Below are 22187 nucleotides of genomic sequence, written 5' to 3' on the forward strand. Positions count from 1 at the left end.
CGCCATCGGCGGTCAGCTCGTCTGCCCGAGGGCTCGTTGCACGAGACCGGAGATGTCCAGTGCGTCGATCAGTTCGGTGTCGTCGGTGGCCGGTTCGGGGGCCTCCACCGCCGTGTCCGCGTCGGTGTCGGCGAGGCCGAGCAGGGTGTCCAGCACGCCCGCTTCCTTGAACCGGGCGAACGGCACGGACGCGAGGACTCGCCGGAGGTCGTCTTCCCGGCCCTCCAGGCCGTCGTCGGCCTCCCGGAGGAGTTCGACGCGCAAGTAGCCGACCAGCGCCTCCGGGGTCGGGTAGTCGAAGATCAGCGTCGCGGGCAGGCGCAGCCCGGTGGCCGCGTGCAGGCTGTTGCGGAGGTTGACCGCGGCCAGGGAGTCGAAGCCGACCTCCTGGAACGCCTGCCGCGGGCCGATGCCTTCGGCGCCGCTGTGGCCGAGGACCGTCGAGGCGTGCCCGCGGACCAGCTTCAGCAGGATGCGGTTCTGCTCGGCGTCCGGCACCGCCCGCAGGGAGTCCGCGAGCGACGACGCCGTGTCGCCGTCCGCGCCGTCGTCCTGCGCCGCCTGGAGGATCGCCTTCGCTTCGGGCAGGTCCGCGAACAGCGGGCTGGGCCGGACCGAGGTGAACGCGGGGATGAAAGCACCCCAGTCCATGTCGGCCACCGCCACGGCCTTCTCGTTGCCCGCGACCGCCTGCACCATCGCGGTGACCGCCAGCTGCGGCGCCATCGGGATGACACCGCGGCGGCGGAGCTGGGCGAGGGCGGCCTCGTCCATGCCGATGCCGATCTGGTCCAGCGCGCCCCAGGCGATCGACGTCGCCTTCAGGCCGCGGGCCCGGCGCCATTCGACCAGGGCGTCGAGGACGGCGTTCGCCGCTCCCGCCGGGCCCTGCCCGCCACCGCCCCAGATGCCGGCGATCGAGGAGAACACGACGAAGGCGTCGAGCGGGGTGTCCTCGAACAGCTGATCCAGCCAGACCGCGGTGGTCACCTTGGCGGTGAACACCTCTTCGAGGTCGGCCACGGCGGTGTCGTCGACGGCGCTGGTCTGCGCGATGTCGGCGGCGTGCACCACGGCGGTGACCTCGGAGTCCGCCACCAGCCGCGCGATCCCGTCCCGGTCGGTGTCGGCGCAGAACCGGACCGTGGTGCCGAACTCGGCCAGCTCGGCCGTCAGTTCTTCGGCGCCCTCGCGGCCGGTGACGATGAGCTGTTCGGCGCCGGACTGCGCGAGCCAGACCGAGGCGTGCCGGCCGAGCCCTTCGGCGCCGCCGGTCACCAGGACCGTGCCGCGGGGTTCCCACTTGCCCGTCGCGGACTCCGGCACGGGCTTGCGGAGCAGCCGCCGGCGGTAGACGCCGGACCGCCGGACCGCGAGCTGGTCCTCCCCGCCCGCGCCGCCGTTGAGCACGCCGAGCAGGGCCTGAGCCGTGCGTGCGTCGATCGCGGCCGGCAGGTCGATCAGCCCGCCCCACCGGTCGAGGCGCTCCAGCGCGACGGCGCGCCCGAGCCCCCACACGGCCGCCTGGGCCGGTGCGGTGACGGCGTCCTGGATGCCGATGTTCACCGCGCCGGAGGTGAAGCACCACAGCGGCGCGGCGGCGTTGGCGTCGCCCAGGGCCTGGACCAGCGCGAGCGTCGATGCGGTGACCTCGGTCGCGTCCGCGGGCCCGCCGTCGAGCGCGAGCAGCGACAGCACGCCGGCGAGGTCGTTCTCCGCCAGGACACCCCGCAACCGTTCGGCGAGCTGTGCCCGGGAAGTTCCCTCGACCGCCAGCCGGACGAGGTCGAGTCCCTGGCCGGTCAGTTCCTCGAGGAGCGCGTCGGTGGTGCCGGCCGGGACGACGGCCAGCCAGCGGCCGCCCGGCACGCCGGTGGCTTCGCGCTCCAGGGGCTGCCAGGTGACCTGGTAGCGCAGCTTCTCCGCGGTCGAGCGCTCGCGGCGGCGGTCCCGCCACTCCGCCAGCACGGGCACGACGGTGCTGAGTGCCCCGCGCTGCTCCGGCACCAGGTCGAGCAGCTCGGCCAGGCTGTCCACATCGGACTGTTCGATCGCGGTCCAGAACTCGCCGTCCGCGCCTTCGGCGACCTCGGCTTTCTCTGCTTCCTGCAGCCAGAAGTGCCGCCGGTCGAAGGCGTACGTCGGCAGGTCGACCCAGCCGGTCGCGGGCAGCGTGGCGGCCCAGTCCACGGCCACGCCCCGGACGTACAGCTCGGCTGCCGACGCCAGCAGGCGCCGGAGGCCGCCGTCGTCCCGGCGCAGCGACCCGGTCACCACCGCGTCGTCGCTGAGTTCGCTCAGCGGCTGGGCCAGCACCGGGTGGGCGCTGATCTCCACGAACACCGTGTGCCCCAGCCCGGCCAGGTCCGTCACCGACGGGCCGAACCGCACCTGCTGCCGCAGGTTCCGGTACCAGTAGCCGCCGTCGACGACGGCCTGCTCGATCCACCCGCCGAGGACGGTGGAGTAGAACGGGATGACCGGCGCCTGCGCGCTGATCCCGGCGAGGGCCTGGTCCAAGGTTTCTTCGATGGCCTCGACGTGCCGGGTGTGCGAGGCGTAGTCCACCGCGACCCGCCGCACCCGCACGCCGTCGGTTTCCAGCGCGGTCAGCGCCTCGTCCAAGGCCTGCGCGTCGCCCGCGACGACGACCGAGGACGGGCTGTTGACCGCGGCCACCTCGACCCGGTCCGCCCACGGCGCCAACCGCGCGACCGCGTCTTCTTCGCTCAACGCGACCGAGGCCATCCCGCCGCGGCCGGCCAGTTCCGCGGCGATCGCCTGGCTGCGCAACGCGACCACCTTGGCCGCGTCGTCCAGCGACAACGCGCCGGACACGCACGCGGCGGCGATCTCGCCCTGCGAGTGGCCCAGCACCGCGTCCGGGACCACGCCCAGCGAAGACCACACCGCGGCGAGGCCGACCATCATCGCGAAGCTCGCGGGCTGCACGACGTCGACCCGATCGAGGAGGTCGGCGTCGCCGCGCAGCACGTCGAGCAGCGACCAGTCCGTCCACTGCTCCAGGGCGGAGGCGCACTCCTTGATCCGCTCGGCGAACACCGGCGAGGAGTCCAGGAGCTCCCGGCCCATGCCGGCCCACTGCGAGCCCTGGCCGGGAAACACCCAGACGACCTTGCCCGGCTTGCCCGCGGTCCCGGTCACGACGCCGGGCGCGTTCTCGCCGCGGGCGAGTGCCTGCAACCCGGCCTGGGCTTCGCCGGCCGAGCCCGCGATGACGACCGCCCGTTCGTTCAGCGTCGCGCGGCCCGAAACCAGGGCACCGGCGACGCCCGCCACCGTCTCGCTGTCGAGGACCGCGGCCAGCCGGCCGGCCTGCCCGGCCAGGGAACCGCTGCTGCGCGCGGACACCACCAGCGGCACCACGGCCGCCGCCTCTGCACCGAGTCTGCCGCGGCCTGGTCGTGAGTGGTAATGAGGGTTAGAACCCGAATTACCACTCACGACAAGCCGCGGCAGACCTACATCCGGAGCTTCCTCGATGATGAGGTGGGCGTTGGTCCCACTTGCCCCGAAGGAGGACACGCCCGCCCGGCGCGGCCGGCCGTTGCGCGGCCACTCCCGCGCCTCGGTCAGCACCTCGATCGCGCCCGCCGACCAGTCCACCTGGCTCGTGCGCTCGTCGACGTGCAGGGTGGCGGGCATGACGCCGTGGCGCATGGCCAGCACCATCTTGATCACGCCGACGACCCCGGCGGCGGCCTGCGTGTGCCCGATGTTCGACTTGAGCGAGCCGAGCCACAGCGGCGTCTCCCGCTCCTGCCCGTAGGTGGCCAGCAGGGCCTGGACCTCGATCGGGTCACCCAGCGCCGTCCCGGTCCCGTGGCCTTCCACGACGTCCACATCGGACGGTGCCAGCCCGGCGCTCCCCAGCGCCCGGCGGATCACCCGCTGCTGCGACGGCCCGTTCGGCGCGGTCAGGCCGTTGGACGCGCCGTCCTGGTTCACCGCGCTACCACGCAGGACGGCCAGGATCCGGTGCCCGCGTTCCTGCGCCACCGAAAGCCGTTCGAGGACGACGACGCCGACGCCCTCGGCCCAGCCGGTGCCGTCCGCGCCCTCCGCGTACGCCTTGCACCGCCCGTCGGCGGACAGGCCACGCTGGCGGGAGAACTCCAGGAAGGCGTCCGGGCTGGCCATCACGGTCGCGCCGCCGGCCAAGGCCATCGAGCACTCGCCCTGCCGCAGCGCCTGCGCCGCCAGGTGGATCGCGACCAGCGAAGACGAACACGCGGTGTCCACGGTGACTGCCGGGCCCTCGAAGCCGAACACGTAGGCCACCCGGCCGGAGGCGACGCTCGAAGCCGTCCCGGTCATCGTGTAGCCCTGGACGTCCTCGGGCACTTCGCGCAGCCGCGTCACGTAGTCGTGGTGGACGATCCCGGTGAAGACGCCGACGTCGCTGCCGCGGGCGGACAGCGGGTCGACGCCCGCGCGTTCCAGTGCCTCCCACGACGTCTCCAGCAGCAGCCGCTGCTGCGGGTCCATGGCCAGGGCCTCGCGCGGCGAGATGCCGAAGAGCCCGGCGTCGAACTGGGCCGCGTCGTGCAGGAAGCCGCCGGTGCGCGTGTAGCTCGTGCCCGGGTGGGCGGGGTCCGGGTGGTAGAGGCCGTCGAGGTCCCAGCCGCGGTCGACGGGGAAGCCGGACACGGCGTCCCGTCCGTTCGCGACCAGGTTCCACAGCTCTTCGGGGCTGTCCGCACCGCCCGGCAGCCGGGTGCTCATGCCGACGATCGCGATCGGCTCGTCGGAGACGTCCCGGGTCACCACGGCCGGCGCCGCCGGGCGCTCGCCCAGGAGTTCGGCCCGCAGGTGAGCCGCGACGGCGGCCGGGTTCGGGTAGTCGAAGATCAGCGTGCTGGGCAGCTCGACGCCGGTGAAGTCGCGCAGGCGGTTGCGCAGCTTGATCGCGCTGAGGGAGTCGAACCCGTGGTCCTTGAAGGACCGGTCGAGGTCGAACGCGCCGGTGTCCCGGTGCCCGAGCACCACCGCGGCGCTCTCCCGCACCAGGTCCAGCACGTCCCGCACCGGCCGGGCCGCGACCGGGTCCGCGGCCGGCGGGACGATGGCGGCTTCGTCGGCGTCGACCCAGAAGCGCTGGTGCTGGAACGCGTACGTGGGGAGCACGGTCCCGACCGCCGCACCCGGCCGGTCGAGAACGGCCGTCCAGTCCACGGCCACGCCCCGGACGTGCAGTCCGGCGAGCGCGGTCAGGACGTCGGGAACCTCGGCGCCGTTCTTCCGCAGGGTGGCGACGCAGCTCTGATCCGACCCACCGAGCGTGCCGAGCGCCATGGCGGCCAGCGCGCCACCCGGGCCGAGTTCGAGGTACGTCGTCGCGCCCTGGGCGTCCAGCGTGGTGACGGCGTCGCCGAACCGCACGGCGTTGCGCACCTGCCGGACCCAGTATTCGGGCGTGTCGAGCGCCGCGAGTTCCCCGGTCAACGTCGAGACGACGGGCAGCGCACCAGCCCGGTACGTCAGGCGCTGCGCGACCGCGCGGAACTCGTCGAGCATCGGCTCCATGAGCGGCGAGTGGAAGGCGTGGCTGACCGTCAGCCGCTTCGTCTTGCGGCCGCGGCCCGCCAGTTCGGCCGCGGCGGCGAGCACGGCGTCCTCGGCGCCGGACAGCACCACCGAGTCCGGGCCGTTGACCGCGGCGACGCAGACGGCTGCGCCGAGCAGCGGCGCGACCTCGTCCTCGGTCGCTTGGACGGCGACCATCGCGCCGCCTTCGGGCAGGGCCTGCATCAGCCGGCCACGCGCGGCGACCAGTTCGCCCGCCTCGGCCAGGTCCAGCACCCCGGAGACGTGCGCGGCGGCGAACTCGCCGATCGAGTGGCCCGCAAGGAGGTCGGGCCGCGCGCCCCACGACTCGAAGAGCCGGAACAGCGCGGTCTCCACGGCGAACAGCGCGCCCTGGGTGTACATCGTCCGGTCGAGCTGGGCGCTGTCGGTGAAGACGACTTCGCGCAGCGGACGTCCGCCCAGGTGCGCGTCCACCGCGGCGCACGCGGCTTCGAAGGCGTCGCGGAAGACCGGGAAGGTCCCGGCGAGTTCGCGGCCCATACCGGCCCACTGGCTGCCCTGGCCGGTGAAGAGGATGGCCAGCTTGCCGTCGACCGGAGTGCCCGCCACGACGCCGGGGCCGAAGGCGGCGAGGTCGCTGCAGAGCTGTTCCCGGTCGGAGGCCAGGACGACCGCGCGGTGGTCGAGCTGGGCACGGGTCGTGGCCAGGGCGTGCGCGACGTCGGGGACGCGCACGTCGGGCCGCTCACCGAGGAACCCGGCGAGCCGTCCGGCCTGGTCGCGCAGGCCCGCCGCGGTCCGCGCGGAGACGAGCACCGGCACCAGGAACCCGGCGGACTCCGGCTGCGGCGTGACGATCTGTTCGGGGACTTCTTCGATGACGACGTGTGCGTTGGTGCCGCCGATGCCGAACGAGGACACGCCCGCCCGGCGCGGGTGGCCGTTGCTCGCCCAGTCGCGGGCTTCGGTCAGCAGTTCCACCGCCCCCGCCGACCAGTCCACATGGGACGACGGCCGGTCGACGTGCAGCGTCTTGGGCAGGACGCCGTGGCGCATGGCCATGACCATCTTGATCACGCCCGCGACACCCGCCGCGGCCTGGGTGTGCCCGAGGTTCGACTTCACCGAACCCAGCCACAACGGCTGCTCGCGATCTTGGCCGTAGGTGGCGAGCAGCGCCTCGGCCTCGATCGGGTCACCGAGCGTCGTCCCGGTGCCGTGCGCCTCGACGACGTCCACGTCCGATGTGGACAGTCCGGCGGCGGCCAGCGCCTTGCGGATCACGCGCTGCTGGGACGGCCCGTTGGGCGCGGTCAGGCCGTTCGACGCACCGTCGGAGTTGACCGCCGACCCGCGGACCACGGCCAGCACCTGGTGGCCCCGCCGCCGGGCCTCGGACAGCCGCTCCACCAGCAGCAGCCCGACGCCCTCGGACCAGCCGGTGCCGTCCGCACCGTCGGCGAACGCCTTGCACCGGCCGTCGGGGGCCAGGCCGCGCTGCCGCGAAAACTCGACGAAGGTTTCGACGGTGCCCATCACCATCACGCCGCCCGCCAGCGCCATCGAGCACTCGCCGCGTTGCAGCGCCTGCACCGCCATGTGCAGCGCCACCAGCGAAGACGAGCACGCCGTGTCGACCGTGACAGCCGGGCCTTCGACGCCGAAGTGGTAGGCGACGCGGCCGGAGAGGACGCTCGCCGAACCGCCGGTGAGCCGGAAGCCCTCGACGCCGGCGGCCCGGTGCATCCGCATGCTGTAGTCGTGGCTGTTGACCCCGGCGAAGACGCCGATGTCCTGCCCGGCCAGGGTGGTCGGGTCGATCGCGGCGCGCTCGAACAGCTCCCAGGACGTCTCCAGCAGCAGCCGCTGCTGCGGGTCCATGGCGAGCGCCTCGTTGGGCGAGATGCCGAAGAAGGCGGCGTCGAACCCGGCGGCGTCGTCGAGGAAAGCGCCGTGCCGGACGTACGTGGTGCCCTCGTGGTCGGGGTCTTCGTGGTAGAGCGCGTCGGTGTCCCAGCCGCGGTCGGCGGGGAACTCGGTGACGGCGTCGACGCCGTCGGCCACCAGCCGCCACAGGTCTTCGGGGCTGTGCACGCCACCGGGGAACCGGCACGCCATCGCGACGATGGCGATCGGCTCGTCCACCGCGGCGGTCCCGATTTCGGCCGGCTGCGGTGTGCTCTCGCCGAAGAGCTTGGTGCGCAGGTGTTCGGCGAGAGCCGGGGGCTTCGGGTAGTCGAAGATCATCGCCGGGGAGAGGGTGAGCCCGGTCGCGGCCGCGAGGCGGTTCCGCAGTTCCACCGCGGTCAGCGAGTCGAAGCCGGCATCCTTGAACGTCCGTCCTGATTGGACGGAGTCGGCGCCCGAGTGGCCGAGCACCTCGGCGGCGTGCCGCCGGACCAGGTCGAGCAGGGCCGCGGCCTGCTCGGTCTCGTCCAGCCCGGCGAGCCGTTCGGTCAGCGACGCGGTCGTGGCCGCCGTCCGGCGCGGCAGCGGAGCCAGGCCGCGCAGCAGCGGCGGCACCGGGCCACCGGCCTTCGCCGTCGCCCGCAACGCGGCGACGTCGAACTTCGCCGCCACGAGCGCGCCACCGGTGCCGATGGCGGCGTCCAGCAGCGCCATGCCCTCGTCGGCGGGGATCCCGGACATCCCGGCCCGCTGGTTGCGCCGCAGGTCGGCGGCACCCAGGTGTTCGGTCATGCCGCTGACCGCCGACCAGTAGCCCCAGGCGATGGACACGGTGGGCAGGCCGAGGCGGTGCCGCTGGTGCGCCAGCGCGTCCAGCTCGGCGTTGGCCGCCGCGTACCCGGCCTGGCCGGGGTTGCCCAGCACGCCCGCCGCCGAGGAGAACAGCACGAACGCGGCCAGGCCGGCGTCCCGGGTGAGCTCGTCCAGGAGCCGGGCGGCGTCGACCTTCGGCCGCCGCACGGTGGCGAGCCGGTCCGGGGTCAGCTCGGTGACGACGCCGTCGTCGAGGACACCGGCGGTGTGCACGACGGCGGTGAGCGGGTGCTCGGCCGGAATGGCCCGCAGGACGGCTTCGAGCCGCGCCCGGTCCGCCGCGTCGCAGGCGGCGATGGTGACGGACGCACCCAGCGCGGTCAGCTCGTCGTGGAGTTCGGGGGCCTCGCCGCGGCGGCTGACCAGCACGAGGTGCCGGACGCCGTGTGCGACGACGAGGTGCCGGGCGGTCAGCGCGCCGAGCGTGCCGGTGCCGCCGGTGATCAGGACGGTGCCCTCGGGGTTCAGCGGCCGCACGTCCCGCTCGGGCGAAACCCGGGCCAGCCGGGGCACCGAAGCGACGCCGTCGCGCACCCTGACCTGCGGTTCGCCGCTCGCCACCACGGCGGGCAGCACGGCGTGGTCGTCGAGGTCGGCCAGGACGATCCGGCCCGGGTGCTCCGACTGCGCCGAGCGCACCAGGCCCCAGATCGCGGCCGCGGCCGGTTCGGTGCAGTCCCCGGTGACCACGGCCAGCCGGGTCTCCGTGGGGTCGGCCAGCCAGTCCTGGAGCGCGGAGAGGGTCGCCTCGGCCGACGTGGCTTCGTAGGTCACGAAGTCATTCGCGGCTTCGGTGGGTAGCGGGATTTCCGTCCAGCCGACGCGGAAGAGCGCGTCGGTGGTTCCGGTCTCCGTGGCAAACGGCGTGCCGCGCACGGATTCGACGGTCAGGACGGGCTGTCCGGCCGGGTCGGTCAGCCGCAGGCCGGTCGCCGTCGGCGTCACGGTCACGGTCGTGGCCCCGGCGGCCAGCAGGGACACGCCGGTCCAGCCGGACGGGAGCAGGCCGTCGCCGACGACCGTGCGGACGGCGGCGTCCAGCAGCGCGGGGTGGATCCCGTACCGGTCCGCGTCCCGCAGGCCGTCGACGGTGACGTCGGTGGCGACTCCCGCCGCCGCCGGGCTTGTCACCTCGGCGACGGCGGGAGGAGCAAGGGTGCCGTGGGCGTGCCGCGTCCACGGTCCGTCCGCCTCACGGGAAAAGACCTCGATCGACCGCTCGCGCGTCTCTCCGGGCTCGCCGACGATCAGCTGGACGTCCCGGCCACAGCGTCGCGGGAGCACCACGGGCGCGTCGATGGTCAGTTCGGCGAGGAAGGGGGTGGCGGCCAGGTCACCGAGCCGGATGGCCGCCTCGACCAATGCCGCGTTCGGGACCAGGCCGTCCGCCGCCCAAGGGAGCGTGCGGCGTGTCCACCGGGCCACGGCCGTGAGGCGGTCCGAGCCGGGCGTGCTGACGATCGTGCCCAGCAGCGGGTCGCCGGTAGCCGCCGGTTCGGCCGGCTCGAGCCAGTAGTGCCGGTGGTCGAAGGCGTAGGTCGGCAGGTCCACCCAGCCGGACGCGGGCACCATCGCCGTCCAGTCCACGTCGATGCCGCGGACGAACAGTTCGCCCATCGAGGTCAGGAACCGGCGCAGGCCACCGTCTTCACGCCGCAATGTCCCGATCGCGTCCCCGGTGAGCTCGCTCAGGGGCTGGACCGTCACCGGGTGGGCACTGACCTCGACGAAAACTGTGTGGCCCTGCTCGATGAGGGCCGTCGCGGCCGCCCCGAACCGGACCTGGTTGCGCAGGTTGCGGTACCAGTAGCCGCCGTCCAGGACACCGGCCTCGCGCACCCACTCGCTCGTGACGGTGGAGTAGAACGGCACGGTCGGCGCCTGCGCACTGATCCCGGCCAGGGTCTCGGCAAGAGTGTCGCGGATGTTCTCGACGTGCCGGGTGTGCGAGGCATAGTCCACCGCCACCCGCCGCACGCGGATTCCTTCCCCGGACAGGGCTTCCGAAGTCTGGTCGAGGGCCTCGGCGTCCCCCGCGATGACCACCGAAGAAGGCCCGTTGACGGCGGCCACCTCGACGCCGTCCGCCAACCGCGCGACGACGTCGTCCTCGCCCAAGGCGACCGACGCCATCCCGCCACGGCCGGAGAGCTCCGCCGCGATGGCCTGGCTGCGCAGCGCAACCACCTTCGCCGCGTCTTCCAGCGACAACGCACCCGACACGCACGCGGCCGCGATCTCACCCTGCGAGTGACCGACGACGGCGTCCGGGCGCACACCCACCGACTCCCAGACCGCGGCCAGCCCCACCATCACCGCGAAGCACGCGGGCTGCAGCACGTCGACCCGGTCCAGGTCGCCTTCGCCCCGCAGAACGTCAAGGAGCGACCAGCCGATCCACGGCTCCAGCGCGGCCGCACACTCCGCGATCCGCGCGGCGAACACCGGGGACTCTTCCAGCAGCTCCCGGCCCATCCCGGCCCACTGCGTCCCCTGGCCCGGGAAAACCCACACGACCTTGCCCGGCGTCGCCGGACCAGCCGCGTTCAGCGCCCGCAGCCCGGCCACGGCCTCCTCGCGCGAACCGGCCACGACGACCGCGCGTTCGTCCAGCACCGCACGACGCGACACGAGCGCGGCCGCCACCTCGCTCAGCGAGACGTCCCCTTCGAGGAAGGACGCCAGCCGCTCGGCCTGCCCGGCCAGCGCCGCCGCACTCCGCGCCGACACCACCAGCGGCACCACGCCCGTACCTGCACCGAGCCTGCCGCGGCTTGGTCGTGAGTGGTAATTCGGGTTAGAACCCGAATTACCACTCACGACAAGCCGCGGCAGACCAGCATCCGGAGCTTCCTCGATGATCAGGTGCGCGTTGGTCCCGCTGACGCCGAACGCGGACACCCCGGCCCGACGCGGCCGCCCGTTGCGCGGCCACGCACGGGCCTCGGTCAACAACGAGACCGCACCCGCGGACCAGTCCACCTCGGGAGTCGGCTTGTCGACGTGCAGCGTCGGCGGCAGCACCTCGTGCCGCAGCGCCTGCACCATCTTGATCACGCCCGCGACACCCGCCGCGGCCTGAGCGTGGCCGATGTTCGACTTCAGCGAACCCAGCCACAACGGCTGCTCGCGCTCCTGGCCATACGTCGCCAGCAGGGCCTGCGCCTCGATCGGGTCACCCAGGGTCGTCCCGGTCCCGTGCGCCTCGACGACGTCCACATCGGACGCTGCCAGCCCAGCCCCGGCCAGCGCACGGCGGATCACCCGCTGCTGCGAGAGGCCGTTAGGCGCGGTGAGCCCGTTCGACGCGCCGTCCTGGTTGACCGCGCTGCCGCGCAGCACCGCCAGGACCCGGTGTCCCTGTTCGCGGGCCACCGACAGCCGTTCGAGGATGACCACGCCGACGCCCTCGGACCAGCCGGTGCCGTCGGCCGCGGCGGCGAAGGCCTTGCAGCGCCCGTCGGGCGCCAATGCCCGCTGGCGGGAGAACTCCACGAACGCGCCGGGGTTCGCCATCACCGTGACGCCACCGGCGAGCGCCATCGAGCACTCGCCCTGCCGCAGCGCCTGCGCCGCCAGGTGCATCGCGACCAGCGACGACGAGCACGCCGTGTCCACGGTGACCGCCGGGCCTTCCAGGCCCAGCACGTACGACACCCGGCCCGAGGCCACGCTCGACGCGACCCCGGTGGTGACAAAACCTTCGAGTTCCGGCGCGACCGCACCGGCCCCGTAGCCCTGGCCCATCAGGCCGGAGAACACGCCGGTGTCGGTGCCCTTCAGCGCGGTCGGGTCGACTCCGGCGTTCTCGAGGGCCTCCCACGACGTCTCCAGCAGCAGCCGCTGCTGCGGATCCATCGCGACGGCCTCCCGCGGCGAGATCCCGAAGAACCCCGCGTCGAACCGACCGGCGTCGTGCAGGAAGCCACCCTGGCCGACGTAGGACGTCCCGGTGCGTTCCCGGTCCGGGTCGATCAGGCTGTCCAGGTCCCAGCCGCGGTCGCCGGGGAAGTCGGAGACGGCGTCGACGCGCTCGGCTACCAGCCGCCACAGGTCTTCGGGGGAAGCCACGCCACCGGGCAGCCGGCACGCCATCCCCACGATGGCGATCGGCTCGGCCGGGTCGGCCGCCACCACCGGCTCGGCGACGGCCTGGGTGAGCCCGAGCAGCTCGGCCCGGACGCGTGCGGCCAGCGCCACCGGGGTCGGGTGGTCGAAGACGGCGCCGGCGGGCAGCCAGAGACCGGTGTGCTCGGTCAGCCGGTTGCGCAGCTCGACGATGGCCAACGAGGTGAAGCCGAGATCGCGGAACGCGCGCCCGGCCGGAACCGGCTGCCCCAGCACGTCAGCGGCCTGGGTGCGGACGAGGTCTTCGAGAAGCTCGCACTGGGCCCGTTCGTCCAAACCGGACAGCCGGGTCCGCAGCGCCGCGGCGACGGCCGCGTCGGCCTGCCGGGACTGCTCCTCGTGTTCGGCCGCGGCGTACCGAAGCTGCCCCGGCTCTTCGGCCAGCAGGCCCCGCCGGATCTTGCCCGACGCGGTCCGCGGGATGTGGGCGACTTCGAAGATCCGTTCGGGCACCTTGTAGGCCGACAGCTGTTCGCGGCACTTCTCGATCAGCGCCGCGGGATCGAACCCGGACGGCCCGGGGATCACGTAGCCGACCGGCACCTCGCCGAGCGTGTCGTGCGGTGCGCCGCCGACCGCCGCGTCGGCGACGCCGTCGACCGTGCGCAGGACCGCCTCGACCTCGCCGGGGTGGATGTTCGCGCCGCCCCGGATGATCAGTTCCTTGATCCGGCCGCAGATGGTGAGGTAGCCGGCGTCGTCGCGCCGGGCCAGGTCGCCGGTCCGGAACCAACCGTCGCGCATCGCTTCGGCGGTCGCCTCCGGGCTGTTGTGGTAGCCGAGCATGACGTTCGGCCCGCTGACCCAGACCTCGCCCTCCTGGCCGGCGGGCAGCTCGAGCCCGGTGTCCGGGTCGACGACCCGCACCCCGACGCCCGGCACGGGCCGGCCGCACGAGCCGTCGACCCGGGGCCCGTCCGGCGGGTTCATGGTGATGGCCCCGCAGGTCTCGGTGCTGCCGTAGGCGTCGATCAGCGGGACGCCGAAGGTCTCCTCGAACTCCCGGCGCAGCCCGGCGCCGAGGACTGCGCCTCCGGCCAGGCCGATCCGCAGGCTCGGGGCGGTGAACCCGCGCTGCCGGGCGGCCCGCACCAGGTGGTGGTAGGTGGTCGGGACACCGGCCAGGAACGTCGACTCCTCCGCGCGGATCAGCCGCATCACGTCGTCGGCGGAACTGCCGTCGGCGATCCGGACGGTCGCGCCCACCACGGTTGCGGACAGCACACAGGCGATGTGCGAAAGGCTGTGGAACAGCGGCAGCGGCCAGAGCACCCGGTCCTGGTCGCTCAGCCCCGGGATCGGCACGTAGCAGGAGGCGACGGACCACAGGCAGTTGCGCTGGGTCGACAGCACGCCCTTGGGCCGGCCGGTCGTCCCCGACGTGTAGAACATCCAGGCCGGCTCGTCGAGATCGAGATCGTCCGTGGCGGGCCCGGCCGGTTCGGTGACGGCGAGTTCGTCGTACGAGGAGGCGCCCGCCGGGACGTCGTCGCCGGTCACCAGCAGCTTGACGTGCGGCGCGAACCGGAGCCGCGTCGCTTGAGCGGCGTCGGTGACGACCACCGTGGCGGCGCTGTCGGTCAGCGGGAACTCCAGCTCGGCCGGCGTCGACCCGGGGTTGAGCGGCACGCCGACGGCGCCCGCGCGCAGGATCGCGTAGTAACTCTCCACAGTGGACACGCGATTGCCGAGGCAGATCGCCACCCGGTCCCCGTGCCGGACGCCGAGGCCGGCCAGGTGCCCGGCGAGCCGGCGCGTCCGCGCCTCGAGGTCGCCGTAGCTGACCGAACGGTGGTCGTCGGCGAAGGCGATTTTGCCGGCGAAGCGGGTCGCGTTCTCCAGGAGTGCGACGTGAAGTGGCTTGATGAGATCGGTGCGCACTGTGCCGCAGATCCTTTCGGCTGTTCGAGGGGGAAGACCTCTCACCAGGAGACGGGGAGCTTCTTCACCGAGAAGACGGAACCCTTCAGCCGCAGCGGAACCTCGTCGGCCGGGATGGCCAATCGGAGGCCGGGGAACGCCCGCAGGAGTGCGGTGAAGCCGGCGCGCAGCTCGATGCGCGCCAGGTTCTGGCCCAGGCACTGGTGGATGCCGAACCCGAACGCGACGTGGCCGGAGGTGTCGCGCTCGATGTCCAGCTCCGCGGGACAGCCGAACTTGGCCGGGTCGCGGTTGGCCGCGGGCAGCGACACCGTCACCGTGTCGCCCTTCTTGATCAGCTCGCCCTCGAGTTTGATGTCTTCCAGCGCGGTGCGGTAGGTGTGGTACTGGTTGACGGTCAGGTAGCGCAGCAGCTCCTCGATCGCGGCGTCGAGCTTTTCCGGCTCCGCGCGCAGCTTCGCCAGCTGGTCGGTGTGGTGCAGCAGCGCGAAGACGCCGGTGGCGAGCGCGCCCTCGGTGGTCTCGTACCCGGCGAACAGGAGCAGGGTGACGATGTTGCGCAGCTCCTCCTGCGTCAGGTCCTCGGTGACCAGCGAGCTGATGAGGTCGTCCTGGGGCTGGTGCCGCCGCCGCTCGATGACCTCGTCGAAGAACTTCCCGGCCACCTCGTAGGCGGCCGCGGCCTCGGCCGGGTCCGCTTCCGCGTCGTGCAGGAGGGTCACCGCCGGGACGTACCGGTCGCGTTCCTCGTAGGGCAGGCCGACGAGCTCGCCCAGCATCCGCAGGACGAGCGGCTTGGCGAAGTCCACGACGATGTCGGCGGTGTCGCCCTTGGCCCGCATGACCTCGATCTGCTCGGCGGCCACGGCCTCGACGCGCGGGATCAGCCTGCTGGTGCGGCGGACGGTGAACTCGCCCGTCAGCAGCTTGCGGTAGCGGGTGTGCTCGGGCGGGTCCATGTGGATGAACATGCCGGGGATCAGCGGGTGGGTCGGGATGACCTGGCCCTGGTGCGTGACCGGGAAGTGGCCGACTTCGCAGCTGTGGCTGAACCGGAGGTCGCTGAGGACCTCGCGGACCAGCTCGTAGCTGGAGACGATCCAGCCGACGTGACCGTCCGGGTAAACCATCTTCGCGAGGGGACGGTCTTCGCGCAGAGCGTCGAATATCGCGGGCGGGTCGAACTTGTCGGTCCGATCCCACGGCACCTCGAAGGATATTGCGTCGGTCATCAGACCCTTTCCCGTGGGAGAGCCGGAACGTCTATTCGGCGATCTTCGTGCGGTGCGACCACCGGAAGACGGCGATTTCGCCTCCGTCGACGGCCTGGAATTCGCCGTCGTGCACGAAATGCTCGTAACCGGCCCCGTGGCGGATCTTGAGCGTGTTGTCCAGCGCGGCAGCGTCGACGCTGCGGGTCGCCAGTGCCAGTTCGGCCGGTCCACCGCTCAACGCGATTTTCACCTGCGTAACACTCATCGCGGCCTCCACCTATAGCAGGGATCTCCCAGCACAGAACAGTCTTTTCCTTCTCGATTCAGGCTAGGCGAGCCATCGCAAGGCGACATCCCTCACTCTGGTAGGCCCCTCGCCCGGCCACACCGCACAACGAAAAAGGGCTTTCCCCTGTGGCACAGGAGAAAGCCCCTTCACGGTGAAGCCGGTTCAGCCGCCGGCCGGCAGATCCACGGGCTGCCCGGTGTGCGCCGATTCGTAGGCGGCCTGGACGATCCGGAACGTCCGCAGCGCCGCCTGACCGTCCGGCCCCGGCCCGTCGCCGTCACTCAGGAAATCCCTGAGCAGCAAAGCATCCAGGTCCTCACCGCCTTGTTCCCACCGATCGCCGCCGAGCAGCCGCGGGCCGGCGTCGTACTGCACGCTCGCCTTGGCACCGATGAAGGTGACTTTCGGCCGCCCCGTCCCCGACGGGCTGCGGCGACAGTCGAACGAGGCGACTTTCCCGCTGGGGTACCGGACGGTGAGCACCGCCGCGCTTTCCGCAATGCGTCCATTGAGGACGGTGTTGGTCTGTGCGTACACCTGCTGCGCGGATTCGCCCCCGAGGACGGCGTCCGCCAGGTCCAGCAGGTGCGGCGCGGCAGCACCCAGCACCCCGTCCGCCCGCGTGGTCAGCGAGCCGAGGATCGTCGTCGGCTCACCGATGCCACCGTCGGCGATTCCCTTGCGCACCAAGGCGAACGCCTCGCCGTGGCAGGCCGGAGACGCGAAGGTGAGCCGGTCGCCCCCGGCGTCGACCATGGCTTTCAGGTCGGTTTCCTTGGCCGCGCGCGGGTACTCGCACAGCACGCGTGCCCCGGCCTCGGCCGCCCGCCGGACCGGCTCGAAGGCGTCCCAGCTCGCCGCGGCGACGACTTCGACGTCCGGCAGGCCCCGTAACGCCTTGACGTAGTTTTCGGGCGTGGACGACAGGATGGCGACCTTCACGCTGCTCCCCTCACCGGCAGTTCGACGGCCCGCCCGGTCCACGCGGACTCGGCCGCGGCGTGGATGATCCGCACGGCGGCCAGCGCATCCGTCGCACCGATGCGCGGCTCGGGGCCGCCGGCGAAGGCCGTGGCGAACTCGCGCATTTCGGTGGCGAAGACGGACGGCCCGCCGTAGGCGAAGTTCCCGGCGTCGCCGTCGACGACCCGGACCTCTTGGGGCCACTCGGAGTCATAGCTGACGGTCCCGCCGGTCCCCGACACGTGGAAGGCAACCCGCACGGGCGGCCGCGGCGTCGCCGTCCACCGGCTCACGACCTGGCTGATCGCGCCACTGGCGTGGGTGAGCACGACGGTCCCGGTCGCGACGGCCCCTTCGGGCGCCGGGGTGGCGATTTCGCCCTGGTAGACGGCGTGCACGCGGACGACGTCCCCGAAGACCCAGTGCGCGAGATCGGCGCCGTGCAGCAGCTGGTCGGTGAGGATGCCGCCAGACCGGGCGGAGGCGTGCCCGGTCCAGGGCCGCGGGTGATAGGCGGAGAAGGAGAACCGGCCGATCGCACCCTCGCCCAGCCGCCCACCGGCGACGAGCTCGTGCAGCCGCGCGTACGGCGCGGCGAACCGGACGTCGTGGGCGGCGTAAAGCCGCACGCCCGCCTTTTCGGCGGCGGCGACGATCTCTTCGGCCTCGTCGGCACTGGTGGCCAAGGGCTTCTCGCACACGACACCGACACCGGCGGCGATGGCCGTCAAGGCGATCTCGCGGTGGCTCGCGGTCGGCGTGCAGATGTCGACGGCATCGGCCCCGTCGAGCGCCTCTTCCAGGGACCCGGCGGCCGTCGCGCCGAACTCCCGGGCCAGCTCGACGCCCCGGCCGTCGGCGGAGTAAACCCGCACGGCGGCCCCGGCGTCGCGCCACGCTTCCAGGTGCAACCGGGCGATCAGCCCCGCACCGATCAGAGCCACCTCGAGCTGCCGCAACGTCTCCACGTACCGAGACTCGCCCACACCGCCGGTGGGAGCCATTACCAACGTGGGTAGTTCGGCCTGCCAGACTGGCCCGTATGTGCCAGGAGTGCGAACTCGACGTCGACGACCTTCCCGCGCTGCCGCCCGTGCGCCTGCCGTCTCCGGCCGAAGCACAGGCCGCTGCCGAGCGCAGCGCAGCGCTGGCCGACCTGCGGCGCTACGTCGCGGACCTGGACGGCACCACCGAACCGAGGCTCACGCTGATCCCACGGTGGGCCGAAGCGTGCGGGCTCGTGCGGATCCTGAAGGGCGCGCACGTGCCGCTCAAGAAGAACGCGAAACTGCTCTCGCAGCCGCTGGAGCTGTGGGCCCGCGCGTTCGAAACGCTGGGGGAAGCGGGATACGGCCTCGCCGTCGAGGACGATGAGATGCCGGTCGAGTTCGGGATGCTGTGCACGGACTTCCTCGGCGGGTTGCAGATGACGCTGTACTCGGCGGGCGGCACGCCGATGCCGCTGGAGCTGCTGTACGGACTGGCCGACCAGATGCCCTCCTTGCTGGTGGGGCTCGAAATCCGCGAGGATTCACGGTGGCGCTACGCCCTCCGGGCGACCCTGGAGGTACTGGACCGCCTCGGCGCGATCGAGCGGACCGAGGCCGACGCGGAAGAGCTCGTCAAGATTTCCGAGCTCACCGGCCGTCCCGAACCCGATCCGACCCTCGTGAGCTTGACTCCCCTCGCCCTGTGGGCACTGAACCGGATGCTCCGCGCCGAGGGTGCCGACGCGCCGATCGTCGGCGAATTGGCAGGGGCCCCGCTCGAAACCGTCTGTGCGCACATCGCGGACGCGTCGCCGGAGATCGCCGAAGCCGAAGTGGCCGCCTGGGTGGCCCACCGGTCCCCGGCGGACGCCGCCGCGGAAGCCGCCGATTTCCTCCGGGAAGCGGAGGGCCCGGCACAGCGGCTGTTCGCGTTGCTGGCACTCGGCGAGACCGGCGATGCCGGCTTCGCCGTCGGCCGGACCGTCCGCGAAGAAGGCGGCATCGCGGGCGCGGTCACGGCGGCATGGCTGGTCGAACGCGGCGAGACGACGGCCGAAACCCTGACCGCCGACGAGATGTGCCTCGGCATGACCGATCACCTCGCGGCGATGGACGAGCTGGGGGTGCTGTTCGACGAACTGGACGCACTGGACGACCCGCGCTCCGTCGTCGAGGCGATCGCCGCGGCGGACCACCCGGCCCGGCCTCGCCTGCTGGACGTGATCGCTCAGGAGCACCCGAACCGCAAGGTCGCCAAGCTGGCCCGCAAGGCGCGGTTCACCTTGCCCCTGGGCTGAGCCGGTCCAATTCGCGCCAGAGTTCGTCGAGTCTGTTCAGGAAGGTGCTCTCGGTGCCGGACACCGTGCTCACGAACCGGCCATCGGGGTAGCTGAGCCAGCGACCCTGTTCGGTGTCGACGAAGGTGACCGGTTCGCTCCGCCGAAGGCCCCGGTGATCCCGGACGCCGACGAAGACCTGGCCACCCGCCGACCGCGGTTGCGCGAAGATCGCCGCAACCCGGGCGGCCTGGCCGTGGGGTTCTTCGACGGTCAGGTCCGCGACGGGCACCGAGTAGGAGACGGACCGGGCGGGCGGGTGCTCGGGCAGCTCGCGGACGACCATCCTGGTCAGGGCCTCGAGGCGTGCGGGCCGCAGCAGGATCCGGCCTTCCCCGGGCAGGTAGCACGCGAAGGAGCCGGACCGCCGCCCGGCGGCGGCGTGCAGCCGGTACGTCAGCTCGCCGGTTTGCACGTAGGCCGACACCCCGGCCGGAGCGCGGCAGAGGAGCCGCAGGCTGTCTTCGAGGTCCTCGCCAGGCTCGTCCCGGTCGAGGAACCCTTCCTCGGCGAGTTCTTCGCGGGCGGTCTCCGCACGTCCGGCCGCCGCATCGGGATCGCGCCACACCGGCTCGGGAGCGAGCACGGCCGGCAGCGTGAGCCCCAGCCGTTCCGCTGCCCAGTGCACGCTCGCCGCGTTCAAGACGGTTTCGTGCCGAACGACCATCAGAGGCCGATGGTCGGCGCAACCGGCTTCATCCCGTCCGGGAACCCACCGAACAGCTCGTCGGGGTCGGGTTCTTGGAGGATGTCGAGCCGCTTGTGTTCCTTGTCCTCTTCTTTCTCGCCGCCACGCCCCACAGGTCCGCCCATGGCGCCGATGCCCGGTTTCCCGGCGGCACCGGCGACGCCAGGCCGCGCTGCCCCGGGTTCACCGAACCGCCCTGCGCCACTCCGGCCGCCGGGTTCGCTTCCGGATCCGCCGCGCCCACCACCGGGCTCGCCACCGGTGCCGGGCGTCCCGATCCGGCCCGTCCCACCCGGCCCGTCGATCGCCGGCACACCCGGCCCGAGGCGGACGTCGATGTCCCCGGATCCGCCGACCCGCCCGAAGCCGGAGCCGATCGGTCCGGGCCGGCTCGTGCCATCGCCGGGACCGGTGTGCGCGACGGGGGTGAGACCGGTCGTCCGCGTCGCGTCGCCCTGGCCGGGCCCGGTGGCCGGGTGCTGCGGCCCCGGTGTGTCCTGGCCGGGCCCAGTGGTACCCGGGAGCTGCGTGTCCTGGCCGGGAACGGTGCCGTTGGCCGGACGCTGCTGCCCGGAGGTGTCCTGGCCGCCGACATCGGTCCCGCGGTGCTCGACCTGCGTGGTGCGGTCGGTGCCGGTCCGGTGCTCGTCGGTCCGGTGCTCGTCGCGCCCGCCGGGCGGAGTGACGGCCGGTGGCTTCTCGGCGTGTTCGATGTCGGCACCACCCGACGGCAGCGTGAGTTCGCCGTAGTCCCGCGGCAGGCCGGCGGTGTTGTCGCTGCTTTGGCCGTGGTAGGTGCCGTAGTGCTGCACGACCTCCTGAGCCTTGGCGTTCCACCCGGCGATCTCTTCGTCCTTGTGGGTGAGCATCGGCAGGTGACGGCTGAGAAAGTCATCCTGGGGCTGCGGTCCGGGCCCGTCGCCGACCTTGTTGCGCAGGTCGGCGTAGTCGGCCCCCTGGGTCGTCAGGGAGCTGTGAGCCGCGGCGAGGTGAACGGCACTGACCTCCGAGGCGGCGAGCAGCGGCCCGGCACCGGCCTGCGCCTGGGCTGCGGCGTTGCCGGACCAGGCCTCGCTCATGGCGGTCTGGAGGCGGGTCATCATGTCCCGCGCCTCCACGTGCTTGGCGGCTAGCTGCTGCGCAAGCTGGCTCGATTCGAACAGGCTGTCGGGTCCATCGCCGGATTTGAGGAAGTCGACGATCTGCTGGGCGGTGTACTCGGTCATCAAGCACCGGCCTTCATGGTGGACACCGCCATCTCGGCGATCTTCCGCACCACCGGGCAGGGATCGTTGGCCTCCTCTTTTTGAGGATCAATCCTGATCTGGACGCTATAGATCATGTCATCTCGGAGCGCGACACTCATCCCACACACACTCTTGGGTCTAGTCTCTACCGATTCCAACAGAACGCCGGGATAGCCTGAAACGTCAGGAACCGGCTCAAAGAACGGCCATGCACCCTGTGCATGTTGTTCATAGAGATTCGCCAGACTTGAACCGGCTGTGAGCAGTCTTGCTCCGACCGTCCAGCCTATGTCGTCGTAAGCGTTCCATTCACAGCCTGGGCCGCCCTTCGCCGCCAGATCAGACTTGGGCTCAGTCTTGATGCCGAGCTGGGATAGTTGATCGGCGCTGAGCGCCGAACATGGCTCCCGTTCATAACGAGAGGTATCGATCGGATGGGCGACCTTCGGTACGTCAGAGCTTTCCCCTGCCGGCGACGGCGAGTCAGTTCCACCAGCGGACGGTGAAGGACGACCCACAACATCGTTGGAACAGCCGGCGACCAGAGCAGCTACCGACAAGACGACCGCAACCTTGGCTCGCATCAAAGATCAGTCCCCATGACGTTGAACGAATGCCCGGCCGAATGATCGGCCGCCTGATACTTCTCGATCATCTTCTCCAGTGAGCGCACATAGCCATCCACATATGCCCACTGGTCCATGATGGTGCGCTGGTACAGCACGGCATGCTTCAACGCGGCGCGGTTGTTCGACAAGCTCGACTCGTCAGTCGCCGGGGACTTCACCTGTTGCAGGTCGTTTCCCAGCTGGCGGGCTTGCTCAAGGGTGTCGCGGAGGTCCTTCCACTGGGGCAGCAGTGCCTGCATCTGCTCCACATCCAGCCTGAACCCACCCGCCCCACCCCCGGCAGCCTGGTCCAGCCGGGCCTGCAGAACCCGCATCTCCGTGGCGTGGACACCCCTGACCGACGGATCGTCCACCGGCACCCGATACCCGGCCGACCCCGTCACACTCCGCGCGAAATCAGGCATGCAGAACTTCCTCCCCGAAGCCCCGGTGAGTGCCCGAACACACTCCGTCAGCAAATCAAGCTATCAGACGGCGGAAGGTGAGTCAGT

10 protein-coding genes are annotated in these 22187 nt (G+C 72.0%); 1 reads left to right on the forward strand and 9 read right to left on the reverse strand.

What is annotated here, in order from left to right; all coding sequences use genetic code 11:
• Positions 1–12: 12 nt before the first annotated feature.
• The 5 genes from ACLJQF_RS04655 to ACLJQF_RS04675 all read right to left on the reverse strand — a co-directional run bounded on the left by ACLJQF_RS04655 (position 13) and on the right by ACLJQF_RS04675 (position 17774).
• The gene (locus ACLJQF_RS04655) at positions 13–14340 is read right to left on the reverse strand and encodes a type I polyketide synthase (protein ID WP_410606954.1); all 14328 of its coding nucleotides are present in this window, start codon (positions 14338–14340) and stop codon (positions 13–15) included.
• A 41-nt stretch (positions 14341–14381) separates the two neighbouring features.
• Positions 14382–15572, reverse strand: coding sequence for a cytochrome P450 (locus ACLJQF_RS04660; protein WP_410606955.1), 1191 nt, complete (start codon positions 15570–15572; stop codon positions 14382–14384).
• A 31-nt stretch (positions 15573–15603) separates the two neighbouring features.
• On the reverse strand, positions 15604–15819 hold the full coding sequence (locus ACLJQF_RS04665) for a DUF5988 family protein (protein ID WP_410606956.1): 216 nt from the start codon (positions 15817–15819) through the stop codon (positions 15604–15606).
• A gap of 186 nt (positions 15820–16005) precedes the next feature.
• Positions 16006–16785 (reverse strand): Gfo/Idh/MocA family protein, encoded by a 780-nt coding sequence (locus ACLJQF_RS04670; protein WP_410606957.1) that lies wholly within the window; start codon positions 16783–16785, stop codon positions 16006–16008.
• The gene (locus ACLJQF_RS04675; RefSeq protein WP_410606958.1) at positions 16782–17774 is read right to left on the reverse strand and encodes a Gfo/Idh/MocA family protein; all 993 of its coding nucleotides are present in this window, start codon (positions 17772–17774) and stop codon (positions 16782–16784) included. The genes ACLJQF_RS04670 and ACLJQF_RS04675 overlap by 4 nt, the downstream gene beginning before the upstream one ends.
• Before the next feature lie 74 nt (positions 17775–17848).
• On the opposite strand from ACLJQF_RS04675, the gene ACLJQF_RS04680 reads away from it, so the two are divergent.
• Positions 17849–19093: a hypothetical protein gene (locus tag ACLJQF_RS04680; protein WP_410606959.1), complete on the forward strand. Its 1245-nt coding sequence runs from the start codon at positions 17849–17851 to the stop codon at positions 19091–19093.
• On the opposite strand, the gene ACLJQF_RS04685 is transcribed toward ACLJQF_RS04680, so the two are convergent.
• Genes ACLJQF_RS04685 through ACLJQF_RS04700 form a run of 4 tightly spaced genes read right to left on the reverse strand, consistent with a single transcriptional unit; the run spans position 19074 to position 22100 of the window.
• Positions 19074–19799, reverse strand: a complete 726-nt coding sequence (locus ACLJQF_RS04685; protein ID WP_410606960.1) for an ESX secretion-associated protein EspG — start codon at positions 19797–19799, stop codon at positions 19074–19076. The two genes, ACLJQF_RS04680 and ACLJQF_RS04685, sit on opposite strands and share 20 nt — an antisense overlap.
• Positions 19799–21046 (reverse strand): hypothetical protein, encoded by a 1248-nt coding sequence (locus ACLJQF_RS04690; protein WP_410606961.1) that lies wholly within the window; start codon positions 21044–21046, stop codon positions 19799–19801. Before ACLJQF_RS04690 ends, ACLJQF_RS04685 begins: the two co-directional genes overlap by 1 nt.
• On the reverse strand, positions 21046–21651 hold the full coding sequence (locus ACLJQF_RS04695) for a DUF3558 domain-containing protein (protein ID WP_410606962.1): 606 nt from the start codon (positions 21649–21651) through the stop codon (positions 21046–21048). Before ACLJQF_RS04695 ends, ACLJQF_RS04690 begins: the two co-directional genes overlap by 1 nt.
• Positions 21651–22100 carry a hypothetical protein gene (locus ACLJQF_RS04700; RefSeq protein ID WP_410606963.1) on the reverse strand — a complete coding sequence of 150 codons (450 nt, stop codon included), beginning with the start codon at positions 22098–22100 and terminating at the stop codon, positions 21651–21653. The genes ACLJQF_RS04695 and ACLJQF_RS04700 overlap by 1 nt, the downstream gene beginning before the upstream one ends.
• Between the last annotated feature and the right edge of the window lie 87 nt (positions 22101–22187).

The organism is Amycolatopsis sp. lyj-109 (assembly GCF_046548995.1).
GTDB lineage: Bacteria > Actinomycetota > Actinomycetes > Mycobacteriales > Pseudonocardiaceae > Amycolatopsis.